This is a genomic window from Bradyrhizobium australafricanum (assembly GCF_020329495.1).
GTDB lineage: Bacteria > Pseudomonadota > Alphaproteobacteria > Rhizobiales > Xanthobacteraceae > Bradyrhizobium > Bradyrhizobium australafricanum.
The window spans coordinates 1-18,580 of sequence record NZ_JAGKJL010000001.1 but is presented as its reverse complement, the minus strand read 5'-3'; the positions used below and the strand labels follow the sequence as shown (position 1 = coordinate 18,580).

Annotated in this window: 16 protein-coding genes and 1 pseudogene; 9 read left to right on the top strand and 8 right to left on the bottom strand. The window is 64.8% G+C overall.

The window, feature by feature from the left end:
* Window positions 1–40 precede the first annotated feature (40 nt).
* From J6525_RS00085 to gmk, 5 genes are all read left to right on the top strand, one after another.
* On the top strand, window positions 41–280 hold the full coding sequence (locus J6525_RS00085) for an acyl carrier protein (RefSeq protein WP_002716125.1): 240 nt from the start codon (window positions 41–43) through the stop codon (window positions 278–280).
* A gap of 96 nt (window positions 281–376) precedes the next feature.
* On the top strand, window positions 377–1,642 hold the full coding sequence (gene fabF / locus J6525_RS00080) for a beta-ketoacyl-ACP synthase II (RefSeq protein ID WP_225641041.1): 1,266 nt from the start codon (window positions 377–379) through the stop codon (window positions 1,640–1,642).
* A 226-nt stretch (window positions 1,643–1,868) separates the two neighbouring features.
* The gene (gene mltG, locus J6525_RS00075; RefSeq protein WP_225641038.1) at window positions 1,869–3,119 is read left to right on the top strand and encodes an endolytic transglycosylase MltG; all 1,251 of its coding nucleotides are present in this window, start codon (window positions 1,869–1,871) and stop codon (window positions 3,117–3,119) included.
* A gap of 212 nt (window positions 3,120–3,331) precedes the next feature.
* Window positions 3,332–4,219, top strand: coding sequence for a YicC/YloC family endoribonuclease (locus tag J6525_RS00070; RefSeq protein ID WP_225641036.1), 888 nt, complete (start codon window positions 3,332–3,334; stop codon window positions 4,217–4,219).
* A 3-nt stretch (window positions 4,220–4,222) separates the two neighbouring features.
* Window positions 4,223–4,876, top strand: coding sequence for a guanylate kinase (gmk, locus tag J6525_RS00065; RefSeq protein ID WP_225641034.1), 654 nt, complete (start codon window positions 4,223–4,225; stop codon window positions 4,874–4,876).
* 59 nt (window positions 4,877–4,935) lie between these two features.
* Here the strand turns inward: gmk and J6525_RS00060 are convergent, their stop codons facing one another.
* The 8 genes from J6525_RS00060 to lptF form a co-directional block, all read right to left on the bottom strand.
* On the bottom strand, window positions 4,936–6,042 hold the full coding sequence (locus tag J6525_RS00060; protein ID WP_225641032.1) for a hypothetical protein: 1,107 nt from the start codon (window positions 6,040–6,042) through the stop codon (window positions 4,936–4,938).
* Between the two features lie 291 nt (window positions 6,043–6,333).
* A complete protein-coding gene (locus J6525_RS00055; RefSeq protein ID WP_225641030.1) occupies window positions 6,334–7,392 on the bottom strand; it encodes an alcohol dehydrogenase in 1,059 nt (352 codons plus the stop codon).
* 19 nt (window positions 7,393–7,411) lie between these two features.
* Entirely contained in the window at window positions 7,412–8,266 is an 855-nt protein-coding gene (gene rsmA, locus J6525_RS00050; protein WP_092088236.1) for a 16S rRNA (adenine(1518)-N(6)/adenine(1519)-N(6))-dimethyltransferase RsmA, read from the bottom strand.
* Entirely contained in the window at window positions 8,267–9,268 is a 1,002-nt protein-coding gene (gene pdxA / locus J6525_RS00045) for a 4-hydroxythreonine-4-phosphate dehydrogenase PdxA (RefSeq protein WP_225641028.1), read from the bottom strand.
* A 17-nt stretch (window positions 9,269–9,285) separates the two neighbouring features.
* The gene (locus J6525_RS00040; protein WP_092088232.1) at window positions 9,286–10,233 is read right to left on the bottom strand and encodes a SurA N-terminal domain-containing protein; all 948 of its coding nucleotides are present in this window, start codon (window positions 10,231–10,233) and stop codon (window positions 9,286–9,288) included.
* Window positions 10,234–10,319: 86 nt separating this feature from the next.
* Window positions 10,320–12,737 carry an LPS-assembly protein LptD gene (locus tag J6525_RS00035; protein ID WP_225159076.1) on the bottom strand — a complete coding sequence of 806 codons (2,418 nt, stop codon included), beginning with the start codon at window positions 12,735–12,737 and terminating at the stop codon, window positions 10,320–10,322.
* Window positions 12,738–12,814: 77 nt separating this feature from the next.
* Entirely contained in the window at window positions 12,815–13,912 is a 1,098-nt protein-coding gene (gene lptG / locus J6525_RS00030) for an LPS export ABC transporter permease LptG (RefSeq protein ID WP_028335173.1), read from the bottom strand.
* On the bottom strand, window positions 13,909–15,075 hold the full coding sequence (gene lptF / locus J6525_RS00025) for an LPS export ABC transporter permease LptF (RefSeq protein WP_016847429.1): 1,167 nt from the start codon (window positions 15,073–15,075) through the stop codon (window positions 13,909–13,911). The genes lptG and lptF overlap by 4 nt, the downstream gene beginning before the upstream one ends.
* Window positions 15,076–15,445: 370 nt before the next feature.
* Here lptF and J6525_RS00020 point away from each other — a divergent pair, with 370 nt between their 5' ends.
* From J6525_RS00020 to J6525_RS00005, 4 genes and pseudogenes are all read left to right on the top strand, one after another.
* A complete protein-coding gene (locus tag J6525_RS00020) occupies window positions 15,446–16,948 on the top strand; it encodes a leucyl aminopeptidase (RefSeq protein ID WP_225641026.1) in 1,503 nt (500 codons plus the stop codon).
* A gap of 15 nt (window positions 16,949–16,963) precedes the next feature.
* Window positions 16,964–17,416: a DNA polymerase III subunit chi gene (locus tag J6525_RS00015; RefSeq protein WP_092088226.1), complete on the top strand. Its 453-nt coding sequence runs from the start codon at window positions 16,964–16,966 to the stop codon at window positions 17,414–17,416.
* A 101-nt stretch (window positions 17,417–17,517) separates the two neighbouring features.
* Window positions 17,518–18,072 carry a hypothetical protein gene (locus J6525_RS00010; RefSeq protein ID WP_083715152.1) on the top strand — a complete coding sequence of 185 codons (555 nt, stop codon included), beginning with the start codon at window positions 17,518–17,520 and terminating at the stop codon, window positions 18,070–18,072.
* 395 nt (window positions 18,073–18,467) lie between these two features.
* Window positions 18,468–18,580 (top strand): annotated as a pseudogene (locus J6525_RS00005) (IS5/IS1182 family transposase); the annotation flags it as partial.

Genomic DNA, 18,580 nt, shown 5'->3' with positions numbered 1-18,580 from the left:
CGTCTTGGGGTCGGGTCCAATGGAACAACGAGGTTGAACGATGAGTGAGATTGGCGAGCGGGTTAAGAAGATTGTGGTCGAGCACCTTGGTGTCGAACCCGAGAAGGTGGTCGATAGCGCGAGCTTCATCGATGACCTCGGCGCCGACAGCCTCGACACCGTCGAGCTCGTGATGGCATTCGAAGAAGAATTCGGTTGCGAGATTCCCGACGACGCGGCGGAGACGATTCTGACCGTTGGCGACGCGACCAAGTTTCTCGAGAAGAACGCGAAGAGCTGACGCCGATCGCGAAGTTGACGGGGCCGGACGGACCGTGATCGAGCGGTCCCCCGGCTTCTTATTATCAGCCGCGCATTGCTGGCCGGAGACGTGGAAATGAGACGAGTTGTCGTCACGGGGCTGGGCATGCTTACACCGCTCGGCTGCGGCGTTGACGCAACTTGGGCGCGCATCCTCGCCGGAGACAGCGGCGGCAAGAAGATCGACACGTTCGACGTGTCCGACCTGCCGAGCCAGGTCGCCTGCTATATTCCGCGCGGCGACGGCACTGGCGGCACCTTCAATCCCGATCAGTGGATGGAGCCGAAAGACCAGCGCAAGGTCGACGACTTCATCGTCTATGCGATGTGCGCGGCCAAGCAGGCGCTGGACGATGCCAACTGGCATCCGAAGTCGGACGAGGACCAGTTCGCCACCGGCACGATGATCGGCTCCGGCATCGGTGGCCTCACCGGCATTGCCGAGACTGCGGTGCTGCTGAAGGAGCGCGGACCGCGCAGGGTCTCTCCGTTCTTCATTCCGGGCCGCCTGATCAATCTGGCCTCCGGCTATGTCTCGATCGAGCACGGCCTGAAGGGACCCAATCATGCGGTGGTCACGGCGTGCTCGACCGGCGCGCATGCGGTCGGCGACGCGGCGCGGCTGATCGCGCTCGGCGACGCCGAGGTGATGGTCGCGGGCGGCGCCGAATCGCCGATCTCGCGCATCGGCATCGCCGGCTTCTGCGCGGCGCGTGCGTTGTCCACCGGCTTCAACGAGACCCCGGAAAAGGCATCGCGGCCGTACGACAAGGATCGCGACGGCTTCGTGATGGGCGAGGGCGCCGGCGTCCTCGTGCTCGAGGAATACGAGCACGCGAAGCGCCGCGGCGCGAAGATCTATGCCGAGGTCACCGGCTATGGCCTGTCGGGCGATGCCTTCCACATCACCTCGCCGCCGCCGGACGGCAATGGCGGCTTCCGCAGCATGACCATGGCGCTGAAGCGCGCCGGCCTTGCGGCATCCGACCTCGACTACATCAATGCGCACGGCACCTCGACGCAGGTCGGCGACGAGATCGAGCTCGGCGCGGTCGAGCGCCTGCTCGGCAATGCGGCATCGAAGGTTTCGATGTCGTCGACCAAGTCCGCCACCGGACATCTGCTCGGTGCGGCCGGCGCGATCGAGGCGATCTTCGCGATCCTGGCGATTCGCGATAACGTGGTGCCGCCGACCATCAATCTCGACAATCCGTCGGTGCAAACGGCGATCGATCTTGTGCCGCATACGTCGCGCAAGCGTGACGTCAATGTGGCGCTGTCCAATTCCTTCGGTTTCGGCGGCACCAACGCTTCCGTGATCGTGCAGCGCGTGACCAATTAGTAGGTCGTTAGAGCGTTTTCGAGCGAAGTGGGTGCCGGTTCGCGTGAAGGAAACGCGTCGAAAAAGAGAATCCAAAGTCCCGTTCCGATTCGATCGGGACGGGACTTTAGAACTAGTCCACCATTTTGCCGTATTCCGCGGTGACTCCTAATAGCGGGCGTATGCTATTGGCAGGGCAGGGGTTTGTCCGGCCACGATTCAACCGGCAGGATATTGGTTTGCATCGATGAGTGAGAGGCCGCCCATTTCACCGAGGAGCCCACGCGCCGCGCTGGAGCCCGAACAGCTTCCGCCGCCGCCCAAGCGCTCGGATCGCGCCCGCAATCCCTTCGTAATCGTCGGCAATGCCATCTTCACCATCCTGATCATCCTGATGATCGGCGCCGGCGCGACGTATTACTACGGCAAGCAGGCGCTGGAATCGCCGGGTCCGCTGCAGGAAGACAAGATCGTCAACATCCCGGCGCGCGCCGGCAAGCGTGACATCGCCGACGTGCTCTCGCGTGAGGGCGTGATCAACGTCAATCCGTGGGTTTTCATCGGCGGGGTGTTCGCGCTGAAGGCAAGTTCCGATCTCAAGCCCGGCGAATATTCGTTCCAGAAGAGTGCCAGCCTGCGCGACGTCATAGCCACCATCGTCGACGGCAAGGTGGTGCAGCACGCCATCACGATACCGGAAGGCCTGACTTCCGAGCAGATCGTGACGCGGCTCTCCGACAACGACATCTTCACCGGCTCGGTGCGCGAGATCCCGCGCGAGGGCACGCTGCTGCCGGAGACCTACAAATTCCCGCGCGGCACCACGCGCGACCAGGTGATCCAGCGCCTGCAGCAGGCGCAGAAGCGCGTGCTCGCCGAAATCTGGGAACGCCGCAACAGCGACACGCCGCTGAAATCGCCGGACCAGCTGGTGACGCTGGCCTCGATCGTCGAGAAGGAAACCGGCCGCGCCGACGAGCGCAGCCGCGTTGCCGCGGTGTTCGTCAACCGCCTGCGCCAGCGGATGAAGCTGCAGTCCGATCCGACCATCATCTACGGACTGGTAGGCGGCAAGGGAACGCTGGGCCGTCCGATCAAGCGCAGCGAGATCACGCAGCCGTCGCCCTACAACACCTATGTAATCGACGGCCTGCCGCCCGGACCGATCGCCAATCCCGGCCGCGCCTCGCTGGAGGCGACCGCCAACCCGGCGCGCACCCGCGACCTGTTCTTCGTCGCTGACGGAACCGGCGGCCACGCCTTCACCGAAACCTACGACCAGCACGCGAAGAACGTCGCCAAGCTGCGCGCGTCGGAAAAGCAGATCCAGAACGACACCGTCGAGCCCGCGGATGATCCGGCGCCCGCCGCCGCGGCGCCCGGCGCCGACACCAATCCCACGGCGACGACGCCGAAGCCCACCAATCAAAAGAAGCCGCCGCGCGGTCGGCAGGGCGCAGCCCAGCAGACCAATTCGCCGCCGGTGGTGCAGCGCTAAAGCGCGATCGTCATCGCGCCTTAGCTTCTTGTTTGAGCATGATCGTTCGGAAAACCGCCACACACTTTTCCGGATCATGCCGTAGCTCTGCATTTTCCGGTGGTGGAACGTAATTCCACTTTCACGGAATCCGTTTTAAGGTCGCACCGGCTCCCCACGAGTCTCGCTGGCTCCGGGTGAGTCCCATATCCTTCTGTTGGAGAGTTCACGCGATGGCGCTGTCGAGCATGACTGGCTTTGCCCGAAGCCATGGCGCAAGTGGTCCCTATACGTTCGAGTGGGAGCTGAAATCGGTCAATGCCAAGGGCTTTGACCTGCGGTTGCGGCTGCCGCCGGGCTGGGACGAACTGGAAGCGCTTGCCAAGAAGCGGGCCGGCGAGCTGCTGTCGCGCGGCACGGTCTACGCCAATCTCAGCGTCAAGCGCACCGACGCGGCGCAGACCATCCGCATCAATGAGGACGTGCTCGCCGCCGTGGTGAAGGTCGCCGGCACGCTCGCGCAGCGGATCGACGCGGTGGCACCGAGCATCGACGGACTGCTCGGCATCAAGGGCGTCATCGAGGTGGTCGAGCCCGAGAGCAGCGAGGACGAGGACAAGGCGGCGCGCGAGGCGGCGGCGATGGCCTTCGAGCAGGCGCTCGGCAGCCTTGTCGAGATGCGCCGCCGCGAGGGCGATGCGCTGGGGCAGATCCTGATGCAGCGGATGGACGAGATCGAACGGCTCGCCAAGCGCGCCGAGACCGCTCCCGGCCGCAAGCCCGAGGCGATCAAGGCGCGGCTTGCCGAGCAGATCGCGGCCCTGCTCGAGACGTCCGACCGCTTCGATGCCGACCGCCTGAACCAGGAGGCGATCCTGATCGCCACCAAGGCCGATATCCGCGAGGAGCTCGACCGCATCGCCTCGCACATCGCCCAGGCGCGCGAGATGATCGGCAAGGGCGGTCCGGTCGGGCGCCGGCTCGACTTCCTTGCCCAGGAATTCAATCGCGAGGTGAACACCTGCTGCTCGAAGTCGAACGACGTCGAGCTGACCAACACCGGGCTTGAAATGAAGAACGTGGTCGAGCAGTTCCGCGAACAGGTCCAGAATCTGGAGTGAATGATGACGGCGCAGGGTTTTGACGGCGTTGAGCGGCGCGGACTGATGTTCGTCCTGTCGTCGCCGTCGGGCGCCGGCAAGACGACGCTGTCGCGCATGCTGCTGGAGCGCGAGCCGGGCCTGAAGATGTCGGTGTCGGCGACGACGCGGGCGATGCGGCCGGGCGAGGTCGAGGGCCGCGACTATTTCTTCGTCGACAAGAAGAAGTTCGAGAAGATGGTCGAGCACGGTGAACTGCTCGAATGGGCCACCGTATTCGACAACCGCTACGGCACGCCGCGTGCGCCGGTCGAGGCCGCCCTAGCGGTGGGGCAGGATGTTCTGTTCGATATCGACTGGCAGGGCACGCAACAGCTCCACCAGAAAGCCAGCGCCGATGTGGTGCGGGTGTTCATCCTGCCGCCGTCGGCCGCCGATCTCGAGAGGCGGCTGCATACCCGGGCGCAGGATTCGGAAGAGGTCATCCGCGGACGGATGAGCCGCGCCAGCCATGAGCTGAGCCATTGGGCGGAATACGACTACATCGTCGTCAACCAGAACGTCGACGATGCCTTTGCCGAGGTGCAGTCGATCCTGAAGGCCGAGCGCCTCAAGCGCGAGCGCCGCACCGGCCTCACCGAATTCGTGCGCGGCCTGCAGCGTCAGCTCGAGACGTAGCGCGTTGCGGACGTGATGCGAGCGCATCACGTCCGTTTGCATTTTTTCCTAAGCGGACCTTAGTTCGTCGCGCTGCGCGCAAGCCGCTGCAGCATTGCGGCGATCTGCTTGTTGTCCTGCTCCCTTTGATCCCGATCACGCGTAGTCTCGCGACGTGGAGCTGGCTTCTCGGCGCGGCGTGGAGCGGGCGTTTCCGCACGGCGTGGAGCGGGCGTCTCCCCACGGCGCGGAACGGGCGTCTCGGCGCGTCTCGGCGCGGCCTCGGACAGCCGCAGCGGACGGTCCCGGCTGACAACTGCCATCGGGGGCGCCGGCTCGGTGTGCAGCGAATCCCACGGCGCCTGCCACTCGTCCTCGGTCTGGTAGGGCGCCGAGCGCCTGCGGGTCAGCCGGAACACCAGCGTGCTGACCAGGCCGGCCAGCGCCAACGCTCCAACCATCACGATCAGCAGCATCTGCGTCGACGACGGTGACTTCTCGACGGATGCCTCGGCCGAGGCGGGCGCAGCAGGCACCGGCGCGGCCGCTGGTTGCGGCGTCGTGTCTGCCTGCGCAACCGCGGTCGGCTGGTCTGCGGCGCGCCTGGTTCCGTTGGTTCCGGCCATGCTCGATGCATCCAGCCATCTGGCGTTCACATCGGACGGCTGCGCGCTGGTACCGGCGGGCGTGGCTGACGGGTCGGGCGTCGCTGCCGTTCCGCCGGCCTGGCCGGCGTCGGCGCTTGACGCAGGTACGGCTGCGACCTGCGGCGAGGGCCATTCGGCATGCGCATCGGCGACTGATTTGCGCATCGCCGGCTGCTGCGGCGCGGGCTGGCTCTGCGGCGTCGGCTGGCTCTGTGGCGGCGTCGCGTCGGCCGTTGTGGTCTCGGGCGCTGCTGCCGCTGGCGGCTGCTGCGTGCTCGTGGTCGCCGTCTTGGCGGCCTTGTTCTTGGCCTCGTTCTTGGCCTCGCCGAGATACCAGCACTTCTTCTTGCTGCGATCGAGATGGTAGAACCAGTGGCTTCCCGCAGGCGCGGTTCCCTTGGGCGCGGCCAGGCAGGTGTCCGCCGTCTTGTTGGTGCTATTGGCCGTATTGGCGGCGGTCTGGGCCATGGCGCTGCAACTGGCGCCGGCCAGGATGCTGGCGGCAAGCGCCGCAGCGAATTTCGCTGAACGATTTGACATACGCGTCCCCGGTATCTCTTTTTTAACGCAAACGCTGGAGATCCCAATCTCGGCAAAGAGTTGGGTCGCAATGCGCCGCAAATCCGGAACGGGTAGGGCTTAATTGGGGCTCGCGGCGTGCCGCAATTGCGGCGAGCCCGAGGCCGCGGAACATGAACCGAACGATGGCTTGGTTCGACTGTCAGGTTCCATCGGAGTGACCGCGTCCCGCCGGCGATAGCAGCACCGGCGGCACGTCATGTCTCAGCATGATCTTTCGGAAAACCGCGTCACGCTTTTCCGGATCATGCTCTAGTTCTTCAGGACGATGCGTCCGACGACCTTGCCGGCGCGCAGCTCGTCGATCCATTTCTGGACATCGGCCATCGGCTCTTCCTTCATCGGCGTCGGCATGATCTTGCCGGCGCGGGCGAGCGCCATCAATTCCTGACCTTCGGCCAGCGTGCCGACCATGAAGCCTTCGATGGTCATGCGCTTGTACACCCACTGCACCATCGGCAGCGTGAACTGGCCGCCCATCAGGCCGGACACCACGATCTTGCCGCCGCGCGCGACCGTCGACACCGCAAACGCCATCGACTTCTCGTTGCCGGCAAAGTCGACGACGCCGTCGAAGCCGCCGTCGCTCTCCTTCAGCATGCGCTTGACGACATCGGGCTCTGCCGGGTCATAGGCAGCCGCCGCGCCGTTCTTCAGCGCGGTCTCGCGCGCCGCGGGGCTGAGATCGGCAACCGTGATCGGCTGCTTGAACATCGCCTGCGCGAATGACAGGCCCATCATGCCGACGCCGCCAAGGCCGATCAGCAGCAAATTGCGCTGGCGCGGACGATCGACCAGGCGCTTCAGCGCGCCATAGGCGGTGACGCCGGAGCACATCAGGGTGGCGGCCTGGTTGACCGGCAGCGGATCGTAATCGAGCAGGTATTTTGCGTCGGGCACCAGCACGTGGGTGGCGAAGCCGCCGTCGATCGAGACGCCGAGGAAGCGCTGCTTGACGCAGAGATTCTCGTCCCCGGCGAGGCAGTCGCGGCACTGGCCGCAGCCGATCCAGGGGAAGACGGCCTTCTTCGTCCCGATCAGATCCTTCGGTGCATCGGGGCCGACCTCGTCGACCACGCCCGCGATCTCATGGCCGAGCGTGAAGGGCAGGGTCATGCCGCGGGTGGTGTCGAGCTTCTTGCCGCCGCCGAGATCGGCGTAGCCGTCCTGGATGTGGAGATCGGAATGGCACAGGCCGCAGCGCTCGATGCGCACCAGCACTTCGCGTCCCTGGGGCTTCGGCGTGTCGACGATGGTTTCGCACAGCGGTGCATCGAATTTGACGAGGGATTGGCGAACCATACGCGCCATTACGTTTTCTCCTGTTGTTCTATTTTGTGGCCCGTATATCGGCCAATTCCCGGGCCATGGCAACAAAGCCCGCGACCGGAATGGTTTCGGCGCGCCGTGTCGCGTCGATACCGGCTGCGGCAGCAAGCCGCGCCGGATCGGCCGATAGCGATTTCAGGCTCTGGCGCAGCATCTTGCGGCGTTGGCCGAAGGCGGCGGCCGCGACCTGCTCGAGCATGCGGCGGTCGCACGGCTCGGGCGCGGCGCGCGGTATCAATCGTACCACCGAGGACGTAACCTTCGGTTGCGGCACGAAGGCCGCGGGCGAGATGTCGAACAGGATCTTGGTCTCGGCGCGCCAGTTGGCGAGCACCGCGAGCCGGCCATACGCCTCCTCGTCCTCATGGGCGACGATGCGCTCGGCGACCTCGCGCTGGAACATCAGGACCATCATGTCATACCAGGGCGGCCACGGCTCGATCGACAGCCAGTCGACCAGCAGCTGGGTCGCGATGTTGTACGGCAGATTGGCGACGATCTTGGCCTTGGCGCCATCGAGCAAGGGACGCGGGTCAAAGCGCTGCGCGTCGCCGTGCACGATCTCGATGCGACCGGGATAGCGCTTGGCGATGTAGTCGAGCGCGGCCAGCGCCCGCTCGTCGCGCTCGATGGCGATCACGCGCTTGGCACCCAGCGCAAGCAGCGCGCGCGTCAAGCCGCCGGGACCGGGGCCGACCTCGATCACGGTGGAGTCTTCCAGCGGACCCGCGGCGCGGGCGATGCGCGCGGTGAGGTTGAGATCGAGCAGAAAATTCTGGCCGAGCGATTTGCGCGCCGACAGCGAATGCTCGCGAATGACGTCGCGCAGCGGCGGCAGATCGTCGATCGTGCTCACTTAGCTTGATGCCGCGGCCATGCGCGCGGCGAGCCGGAGGGCGGCGATCAGGCTCGACGGATTGGCCTTGCCGGTGCCGGCGATATCGAATGCGGTGCCGTGATCGGGCGAGGTCCGGATGAAGGGCAGCCCCAGCGTGACGTTGACGGCGTCCTCGAACGCGACGGTCTTGATCGGGATCAGGGCCTGGTCGTGATACATGCAGATCGCGCAGTCATAGGTCTTGCGCGCGGCTGCGTGGAACATGGTATCGGCCGGCAGCGGGCCTCGGACGGCAATGCCGTCGCGGCGCAGGATCTCGACCGCGGGCGCGACGATCTCGACGTCTTCCATGCCGAGCGTGCCGTCTTCGCCGGCATGCGGATTGAGGCCGGCAATGGCGAGCCGCGGCGCCGCGAGGTCGAACCGCGCCTTCATGTCCGCGACCACGATCCGCGCTGTCGACACGATCAGGTCGGTCGTCAATTGCGCCAGCGCCTCGCGGACCGACACATGGATCGTCACCGGGACAACGGCGAGCGCCGGTGACCACAGCATCATCACCGGCTGCGGCGCGCGCCCGCCGCTTGCGGCAAGCTCGGCCAAGAACTCTGTATGGCCGGGATGTCGGAAGCCGGCGCGGTACAGCACGTTCTTGGCGATCGGATTGGTGACGACGGCGCTGGCCTTACCGGCGGCGACATCGGCGACGGCCTGCCGGATCGATGCCAGCGCCGCATCGGCACTCGTGCCGTCGGGCTGACCCGGTCGCGCCGTCGCCGTCTTGCCGGTCGCAACCACGGGAAGGGCGCGTGCGAACGTCGCGGATGCCTCCGCGGCGCTGACCTCGGCCAACTCGACGGCAAGCCCGAGCGTCTTGGCGCGTTCGGCAAGCGCGGCGCGGTCGCCCAGCAGATAGAACGGCGGGAGATCGAGTTCGCGGCGGCGCAGCCATGCGGCGAGCGTGATGTCGGGGCCGATGCCTGCGGGCTCGCCGGATGTAAGTGCGAGAGGTTGAGCCATGCGTCAACGATAGTCGATCATCGCCCGCCTGGATATTCGATCATCGCGGCTTTTCGGACTTCCTGCAGGTAGGCCTTCGACTTCGCCTCGTACTTCTGCACGTACATCTTGTCGCGCATCTCACGCTTCTTCGGCGTGTCGACGGTGGTTGCCTTCCTGCCGCAGAGGGCGACCATTTCAACGCCCTGCTTGGTGACCTCGGGAGGGGTGAGGTGGCCGACCGGGGTCTTGTCCAGGATGTCGCGCAGCGACTGCGGCAGGTCAGCCGAGGTCTTCACGACGATCTCGCGGATCGCGGCGTTGCGCATCGACTTGAAGAAGGTGTTGGCTTCCTCGCAACTGGTAACGCGCTCGCGCAGGCTGTCCGCTTCCTTGCGGCGTCCCTCGAACTCCGACTGCGGCGCGCCGCGGGGCACGATCAGAACGACCGGCTGCATCCTGTATTCGAATGCCTCGGCCTCAGCCGCGCCTCCGGTCTCCTTGACCGCGTTGGCCACGTCCTTTTCGCCAACCTGCAGGCTTTCCTTGAAGCGGCCGCGGACTAGGCTGGTCCAGACCATGTCGGCCCTGATGCGTTGCTTCAGCGTATCCGGGCGGATGCCCTTGCCCTCGAGCACCTTGGTGAGCTGGTCGCCGGAAAGCCGCATCCGCTGCGCCATGCCGCCGAAGGACTGGTCGATATCGCCGGCGGAGGGGTCGACGCCGAATTTCTTGGCTTCCTTGATCTTCAGCTTCTCATCGATCAGCTCGTCGAGGACGGTCTTCCGATCAGGCGTCTTGCCGCCGGTCAGGGCGTTCAGCTTGGCGCGCTGCTCGATGTCGTAATTGGTGATGGGCTCGCCATTGACCATCACGGCGATGGTCTGGGCATGCAGTCGCGCACCGCCTCCGAGCAGGAGGAAAAGAGCCAGCAGGGAACTCAACACTAGCTGATGGCGGCGCGTTGGCAGGCTAGCGGTCGTCATTATCGTCATGTCAGCCGTTTAAACCAATTCAAGCCGGAGCCACAGGTCCGCAGGCAATCCAAGCACCCCGCCAGACCGCTCGCTCGCTACTGCATGCCAGCCGAACTGCTGGACGTGGAGGTCTGCGCGATCGTCCGCAGCCCGATCTGGAACATGAACGCGTGGCTGAGGACGGGCGGCGTCGAGCCGGCCTGATAGGTATAGGACGTGACATAGTTGGCGGCCAGCACGAAGCAGTCGTCCACATAGCCCGCGCCGAACGCGTACTGGTTGATTTTGTTCGCTTCAAGGTCCCAGCGCGCCGCGCCCTGAACCACCCAGTTCGCCGCCACCTTGATCGATCCGCTGGCGAGGATGCCTTCGCGGCGCGTCAAATAGCCAAGCTCCGGCTGCGCGGCATAGTCGCCGTACATCAGGCTGACCGACCAGCGGTCGAAGTTCGCGCTGGCCTGGGCCTCGAACCGGTTGATGTTCCAGGTCGCCTCGTCCATCCGCGAGCGGACGCTGAACGTGTAGGTGCGGTTGGGCGAGTAGGCGAGGCTCGCGACATAGTCCGAGCGCGGATTCTGCAGGCCGGAATCTATGCCGGTGTTGGTGACGTCCGCGACCGCGAACGAGTTCAACCCGAACATCTGATAGGACTGTCCGAACATCGCCTTGACGCTGCCGCCGCGATCGAACTGCGTGGTGGCCTGCACGCCGACATTGGCGCGGCTGCCGCCCTCGACGCGGTCGTAGCCGGAGAACTTGTCGATCGCGAACAGGTTCGAGGTATCGAACACCAGGCTCTGCGCGTCCTCGTTCGGAAGCTTGCCGGCGCTGGGTTCGTCGGGCCGGATGATGACCTGCGCAATCGGCTCGATGGTCGTCGTGCCCCACGGCTGCACGTTGATGAAGGGGTAGCGGTATTCGAAGCCGACGGTCGGCATCAGGCGGACCGTCTGGGTGTCGCCGACCGGCAGGAAGTTGGAAACGCCCGGCTGGTTCGAGATGTCGGCGTTGATGGCATCGGCGCGGACGCCGACGAACGGCGTCCAGATCTGGCCGAGCGGGTCGGTATAGGATTTACGCCACTGCGCCTCGGCGGTCAGCCTTGTGTAGGTGCCGGGCATGCCGCGCAGCAGGCACTGCGACGGCGTGCGCGCCATCGGGTCCGCGGATGTGGTCAGGCACAGGCCGTTGGTGTTGGCCGTCGTCGTGATCGGGTCGAACACCGCGGTTTCGCGGGTCAGGTTGGTGAAGTTCACCTTGTAGCTGAACTCGCCACCAAAGATCGGGCTGTTGATCACGTTGTTGTAGTCGATGACAGGCGCGACCACCGGAACCTGGTTCTGGTTGCCGGAGTAGCTGAGATAATAGATCGCGCGCGCGTCGAAGAAGCTGCGGTTGCCGACGCCGGTCAGATAGAGCTGCGAGATCGCCTCGGTCGGCAGCGACAGGAACGATCCGAACGGATCCTTGTACTGGGCCAGCCGGTAATCGGACATGAAGTAGTAGTCGGACAGCAGCACGCCGTCCCAGCCCCAGGTCCATTTGTCGTTCAGCGCGAACTGACCCTTGGTCTCGATCCCGCCGCGGAACTGGCGGTCACCGGGCTGGCCCTTGAAAGCGTCCTGATCGAGTTGGTCGATGCCGTAGAGTCGGATCTGATAGGCGCCGTTCGACAGACGCTGGCGGAATTCGCCCTGGAACAGCACGCCCTGCTTCGAGGTGATGCGCGGATTGAACGTCGCGTCGAAGTCCGGCGCGAGCGCGAAGTAATAGGGGATTTCGACGCCGACGCCGAACGCCGAATACGTGGTGAAGCCCGGCATCAGGAAGCCGCTCTTGCGCTTCACGGTCGGATCGGGCGTCGAGAAGTAGGGCAGATACGCCATCGGAACGCCGAAGAATTCGAGCTGGGCGTTCTCGAAGTAAAGCATCTTCTCGGTTTGGTTATGGATAATGCGCGCGCCCTTGACCTGCCAGAGCGGCGGCTTCTTCGGATCATCCTTACAGGGCGCGCAGGCGGTATAAACGCCGTTGTCGAACACCGTGTAATTGCCGCTGGACCGATCGGCGCGGGTCGCCGCCATGCGGGTCTGGTCTTCAGTGTCGACGCGCAGCGAATCGACGAACCCGTCGCGGTAGTCGTCGCTGAGATCAAGGATGTTGGCGTAGGTGATCTTGCCTTCCGCATCGGTCATGCGGATGTTGCCTTCGGCATGAAGACGCTTGGTCTTCTGATCGTAGATGACCTTGTCGGCCTCGACGCTGGTGCCGTTGTAGAACATCTGGACGTTGCCGACGGCCGAGATGCGCTGGTTGTTGTAGTCGTAATCGACCTCGGTCGCCTGAACGAGCATCTGCCCGTCATTCTTGGCCGGCGGGCGGGGCGGCTTCGGCGGACGCGGATTGTAGGTGAAGGCCTGCGCGGCAGCCGGCGTCGACGCGACAACGTCGAGCGCGCTGACCACGACGAACGCGGCGAGGAGAGCTGAGATCGAAACGCCAAACGCGGCCATGCGGCTCCGTTGACGGCGCAGCACACTGCGCCGCCCGAGAGCAGGCGACCTCAACTGGCGGGCGGCGACGATAGCCACTACCCGTCCTCCTGGTACAGCAAGGCTAAGAAACCGGTGAGGCTGCCCACAACGACAGGCAACCACGCCGCAGCGATGGGATGCATCAACTCAGCCTTGCTCAAATCTTCAGTTACTTTCGACAGCACGTAGAGCAGAAAGCCTGCGCCCACGCCACTCAAAACCATCTTCTGCACGCCGCCCATCCGAAAGAAGCGGAGGCTCACAGAAGCCGCCAACATCACCATCGCAGCCAGCAAAAACGGCTGCGCGATGAGCTTGTGATACTGCAAGCGATAGCCAGCCGTCGCGAACCCTGAGCTCTCCGACGAACGGATGTAGTTCGGCAGTTGCCAAAAGGACACAGTTTCCGGGGTGGAGAAACTGTTGCGCACCTGTGCCGGGGTAAGGGTGGTGGTCAGGTAGAAGGTGTCCTGATCCACCGGAGGCTTATCGAGGGTGAATCGGCGCACGCCCTTGAACACCCAACGGCCGTCTTCGAGCGCCGCTTCGCGCGCTTCGATTCGCTCCTTGAACTGGAGCGCCGTATCGAATCGGAACACGGTGAGGCCGGTCAGCCGGACGCCCTGCTGCTCGCTGCGGGCCGCATTGATGATCGCCTGACCCTCGTCGTTGATCTGGTTCAGCCAGAAGCCGGACGCGTCCTGAATGCCGCCGCCGGGCGCCGAGCCGAACAGCTCGGCTTCCATCCGTTTGGACAGCTCGCGCAGATTGGCCGATACCGGATTGTAGGCGGTGGTCGCGAAGATGCCGAGCATGATCGCACTGGCCAGCGCCGGCGAGATGAATTGCCAGGCCGAGACGCCGGCGGCGCGGGCCACGACGAGCTCCAGCCGACGCGACAAAGCGAGGTAGCAGGTCATGGCGCCGATCAGCACGCAGAACGGCATCAGCTTCTCGAGCAGCTGCGGCACCCGGAATAGCGAAGTTTCCGCGACCGTGATCGCGGAGGCCGAGACGAGGCCCGACGTCTTGCGCACCATCTCGATGTAATCGACCAGCACGAGCAGCACGAAGATGCCCGCGAACACGCCCACCGCCGCGACCACGAAGCGGCCGGCGAAATAACGCCCGAGCGTGTTTGTGACCATGCTCATGCGGTTGCCGGCCTCCGGAAGAGGCGCGCAATGCGCTCGTTATTCCTGTTGATCGCTTCCATCAGCCGCGGCGGCGGTTCGACGACCACGCCGCCGACGATCATCCAGATGCCGATGCCGATGCCGCCGAACAGCATCAGATACTGCACCAGCGCCGCGAGCGGCGTCTTCACCGCCATGACCGAGCAGGCGAACCCGACCATGCGCAGGCCGAACACCGCGAATACCGAGCCGCCGATCGAGAAATTGCGGCTCTGGCGCGTGGTGCGCGGCGCGCCGAGGAAGGCGAAGGTGAGGGCAGCGAACGCAAATGGATAGATCGGCGCCATGAAGCGATCATGCAGCTCCGCGAAGAACTGGCCCGACAGCTGCTGATAGGTCTTGTCTTCCTCGTCCGGCCACATCAGCTCCCAGAGATAGCGCTCGCGAATCCCGAGCGTGACGTCGCGGCCCTGCGAGAATTTCGACATGTCAAAGGCGTAACGGGCGAACGCGACCAGCGCCGGATCACGCTTGCCAACCTCGAACCGTTGCAGATTGCCGTCATAGAGCACGAGGTACGAGCCTCGGTCGGTCTTCTGCACGGTGCCGTGGTCGGCGATGATGGTGACGCGCTCCTGCGGATCGCGGCGATCGTCGACGAAGACGCCGCCGAGCACGCCGCCGGGCAGGCGCTCGCGGATCCGGATCGTCAAGTTCTGGTCGAGCTGGGCGAAGCGGCCGGGCTGCAGGATGTTGGTCAGCACGTCGGCGGTGATCTCGGCGTCCCACTGCTTGATTCGGCGCATGCCGTCGGGGGCGAGATAGGCGCCGATGAAGGCGACCAGCGCCGCCACCACGCAGGTGGCAAGGAAGAACGGCCGGAACAGCCGGATCGGCGAGAAGCCCGCCGCGTTCATGACGATGATTTCGGAATCGGTCGCGAGCTTGTTCAGCGTGTGCGAGATCGCGATCATCAGCGCGATCGGGGCGATGATCAGCACCAGGGCGGGAATCACGAGACCGGTGATGCCAAGGAAGGTGAGGATGGTCTGACCCTGGCTGGTCATCAGGTCGATGCCGCGCAGCGCTTGCGTAATCCAGATCACGCCGGTGAGGCTGACCAGGACAAGCGCAAACGACGCCAGCGTCGTTTTAAAGATGTACTTGTCGATCGACCCCATCGCTACCGCACGACCCCCAAGGCCCCCTGCACGCAACCAAACGCACGGCTTTCGACCATCCCCGTCAACCCGGGTTCCCCTATGGTCGAGCCGCGGACCCGTCCGGCTCACTCTCTAGTCACTCTCTCACTACCATCCCTTTGATCCGTCAACAAAATGGCCGGGCCAAGGCGCGCTTAATTTATGGTTAATTAATCGCTTTTGTGGCCTTCCGGCCACTCCGGCGCTTGGCAGCGGCGCAGCCGGCAGGTCATAGTGTATGACAAGCCCGGTCCGGGCTGGTTCCGGACCGCCATCGCAATGCTCACCCCGCGTGCCGGAAGGACCGCCTCAGGTCCGAGCAACACCCTGAGTTCTGGAGGATTTTCCTATGTCCGACGCCGTCAAGGTCGGCTTTGTCCCGTTCTCCGCGTCCGCTCGCGGTATTCTGGTGGTCTTTTGCGACGACCAATTGAAGCTGGGAGCCGCCGCCCGGAAGGCGCTGGGAGCCGCCGCCGAGACGGTCAAGCGGGCCGCGGCCGCCAACCAGTTCAAGGGCAAGAGTGGGGCGGTCCTCGACATCCTGGCGCCGGAGGGAATCAAGGTCGAGCGGCTGATCGTGATCGGCACCGGCAAGGCGGCCGACCTCAAGGAGAAGGATTTCCTCAAGTTTGGCGGCGTGGCGGCCGGCAAGCTCAATGCCGGCAGCGGTTCGATGACCGTGGTCGCGGAACTGCCCGATGCCGCGATGGCCGCCGGCCAGGCCGCCGCGATCGCCACCGGCATCCGTCTGCGCGCCTACAAGTTCGACCGCTACAAGACCAAGAAGAAGGACGGCGAGGACGGCGCCCTGCGGGCCGACGTCTCGATCGCCGTCGACGATGTTGCCGCCGCCAGGAAGGCCTATGCGCCTGAAGCGTCCGTCGTCGACGGTGTGAATCTGGCGCGTGAGCTCGTCAACGAGCCGCCGAACGTGCTGTATCCCGAGGAATTCGCTCGCCGCGCCAGCCAGCTCCGCAAACTCGGCGTCAGCGTCGAGGTGCTCGACGTCAAGGCGATGACCAAGCTCGGCATGGGCGCGCTGCTCGGCGTCGCGCAGGGATCGGCGCGGCCCGGCCGCGCCGTGATCATGCGCTGGAACGGCGGCAAGAAGAGCGAGGCGCCGGTCGCGTTCGTCGGCAAGGGCGTTTGCTTCGACACCGGCGGTATCTCCATCAAGTCGGCCGGCGGCATGGAGGATATGAAGGGTGACATGGGCGGTGCGGCCTGCGTGGTCGGGCTGATGCACGCGCTCGCGGCGCGCAAGGCCCGCGTCAATGCGGTCGGTGCCATCGGCCTTGTCGAGAACATGCCCGACGGCAATGCGCAGCGTCCGGGAGACATCGTCACCTCAATGTCCGGCCAGACCATCGAAATCATCAACACCGACGCCGAGGGACGTCTCGTGCTCGCCGACGTGCTCTGGTACGTCGCCAAGAAGTTCAAGCCGAAATTCATGGTCGATCTGGCCACGCTGACCGGCGCGATCATGGTCGCGCTCGGCACCGATCACGCCGGCATGTTCTCCAACAATGACGAGCTCGCCGAGCGCCTGGCCAAGGTCGGCCTCGAGACCGGCGAGAAGGTGTGGCGCATGCCGCTCGGTCCCGAATACGACAAGCAGATCGATTCGCAATTTGCCGACATGAAGAACACCGGCGGGCGCAACGGCGGCTCGATCACGGCAGCGCAATTCCTGCAGCGTTTCGTCGACGGCACGCCGTGGGCGCATCTCGACATCGCCGGCACCGCGATGGGCGCGCCGAAGACCGAGATCAATCAGAGCTGGGGTTCGGGTTATGGCGTTCGGCTGCTCGAGCGGCTGGTCTCCGACTATTATGAAGCCAGGAAATAGAGTGTCGGCCGGCGCATGACCGAGGTTCTGTTCTACCACCTGCAGAACATCACGCTGGAGAGCGTGCTGCCGCCGCTGCTCGAGAAGTCGCTCGAGCGCGGCTGGCGCGTGGTCGTGCAATCGACGTCACAGGAGCGTGCCGAGACGCTCGACGCGCATCTGTGGACCTACAGCGACGATTCGTTCCTGCCGCACGCGACCTCGCGCGTCGCCGACGCGCAGGACCAGCCGATCATCCTGTCGATCGAGGAGAGCAATCCGAATCGGGCCAATGTCCGCTTCCTGGTCGACAATGCGGCGCTGCCGGTCGACTGCGACAGCTACGAGCGGGTGGTCCTCGTGTTCAACGGCGACGACCCCGACGCGGTGGCCTCGGCCAGGGAAAGCTGGACCGCTTGCAAGGCGCGCGGCTTCGAGGTCACCTATTGGCAGACCGACGAGCGGGGACGTTGGCAGCGGCGCCAATAGCGATAGCTACTAATTAATGATAATTCGACGTTTCTTGGGGCGGGCCACGGTCATGCCGCAAAGTGATGTTCGGACAAGCCCTTAGGTAAGGGGTAGGAGCTTTGTCGATCGTGCGGGACGGAACATTCAGTCGGAAGTCGCTGCTGGCGTTGCTGGTGCTTGCACCGGGACTTGCCGGCTGTTCGGGCGCCGGATCCGATTTGTTTTCGCGCGATGCGGAATGGTTCTCGCGTCCCGGGCGGGTGTTCATCCGCAACATCTCGATCGAATCGCCGCCACTGACGCCGGACAAGCCGGTAACCAACGACGATCTCGTCAGTGCCGACGGCAGCTGTCCAGGCATGGCACCGCCGCCGGGCGCCACCGATGCCAACGCGCAGGCCGGCGGTGCACCGCCGCCGCAGCCAACGGGCGGCAGCGTTGCACTCGGCCACACTGAATGCGACGTCGTGCGCGGCATCGGCGCGCCCGACAGCGTCAACCTGTCCAGTGCTCCGGGCGGCGGGCGCGTTGCGGTCGTGACCTGGTCGCGTGGCGCGCGCGCCGGCATCTACACCTTTACCTCGGGGCGCCTTTCGTCCGTCGAACGCGGCCCGGATCCCGTGCCCGAGCCGAAGCAGGCGAAGCCGAAGAAGAAAAAGACCTCGCACGGCTAGAGCGTTTTCGCCGCAGCGGCAGATCTGCATGCGCGGGCATGATACCGGACGCGCGGGCATCACACCGGATAGATGGGAGCCCCGGCTCTCTCCACACGTCGTCCCTGCCTAGTGCGCAATTGCGCACGGGAGCAGGGACCCATACGCCGCGGCCGATGTGGTTGAGCGGACTCGTCGTTCGACGATCGCGCAGCAACGACCATCTGTGGTTATGGGTCCCTGCTTTCGCACTAGCGTATATACATATCCTCCGCAGTCTTTGCGGAGTCTTCTCAAAGAGTTGGCCGAAAACCGCAGAGAACTTACTCATCTGCACTAGGACCGATCGACATTCAGGATTCCCAAGCGGTTTGATCGCTGATTCATAGAGTTCCGTGATTCGAGACACGGAGCAGATGGTGGCGGCGAAACGATATGAGCTGACGGAGGCGCAATGGGCGAGGATTGCGCCACTGCTGCCGGGGAAAGCTGGCGACCCGGGACGTACGGCTGCGGACAATCGACTGTT

Bases quoted from the DNA above. Each gene is read 5' to 3' on its own strand.
- J6525_RS00085 (WP_002716125.1), top strand. From the start codon at position 41: ATGAGTGAGATTGGCGAGCGGGTTAAGAAGATTGTGGTCGAGCACCTT.
- fabF (WP_225641041.1), top strand. From the start codon at position 377: ATGAGACGAGTTGTCGTCACGGGGCTGGGCATGCTTACACCGCTCGGC.
- mltG (WP_225641038.1), top strand. From the start codon at position 1,869: ATGAGTGAGAGGCCGCCCATTTCACCGAGGAGCCCACGCGCCGCGCTG.
- J6525_RS00070 (WP_225641036.1), top strand. From the start codon at position 3,332: ATGGCGCTGTCGAGCATGACTGGCTTTGCCCGAAGCCATGGCGCAAGT.
- gmk (WP_225641034.1), top strand. From the start codon at position 4,223: ATGACGGCGCAGGGTTTTGACGGCGTTGAGCGGCGCGGACTGATGTTC.
- J6525_RS00060 (WP_225641032.1), bottom strand. From the start codon at position 6,042: ATGTCAAATCGTTCAGCGAAATTCGCTGCGGCGCTTGCCGCCAGCATC.
- J6525_RS00055 (WP_225641030.1), bottom strand. From the start codon at position 7,392: ATGGCGCGTATGGTTCGCCAATCCCTCGTCAAATTCGATGCACCGCTG.
- pdxA (WP_225641028.1), bottom strand. From the start codon at position 9,268: ATGGCTCAACCTCTCGCACTTACATCCGGCGAGCCCGCAGGCATCGGC.
- J6525_RS00040 (WP_092088232.1), bottom strand. From the start codon at position 10,233: ATGACGACCGCTAGCCTGCCAACGCGCCGCCATCAGCTAGTGTTGAGT.
- J6525_RS00035 (WP_225159076.1), bottom strand. From the start codon at position 12,737: ATGGCCGCGTTTGGCGTTTCGATCTCAGCTCTCCTCGCCGCGTTCGTC.
- lptG (WP_028335173.1), bottom strand. From the start codon at position 13,912: ATGAGCATGGTCACAAACACGCTCGGGCGTTATTTCGCCGGCCGCTTC.
- lptF (WP_016847429.1), bottom strand. From the start codon at position 15,075: ATGGGGTCGATCGACAAGTACATCTTTAAAACGACGCTGGCGTCGTTT.
- J6525_RS00020 (WP_225641026.1), top strand. From the start codon at position 15,446: ATGTCCGACGCCGTCAAGGTCGGCTTTGTCCCGTTCTCCGCGTCCGCT.
- J6525_RS00015 (WP_092088226.1), top strand. From the start codon at position 16,964: ATGACCGAGGTTCTGTTCTACCACCTGCAGAACATCACGCTGGAGAGC.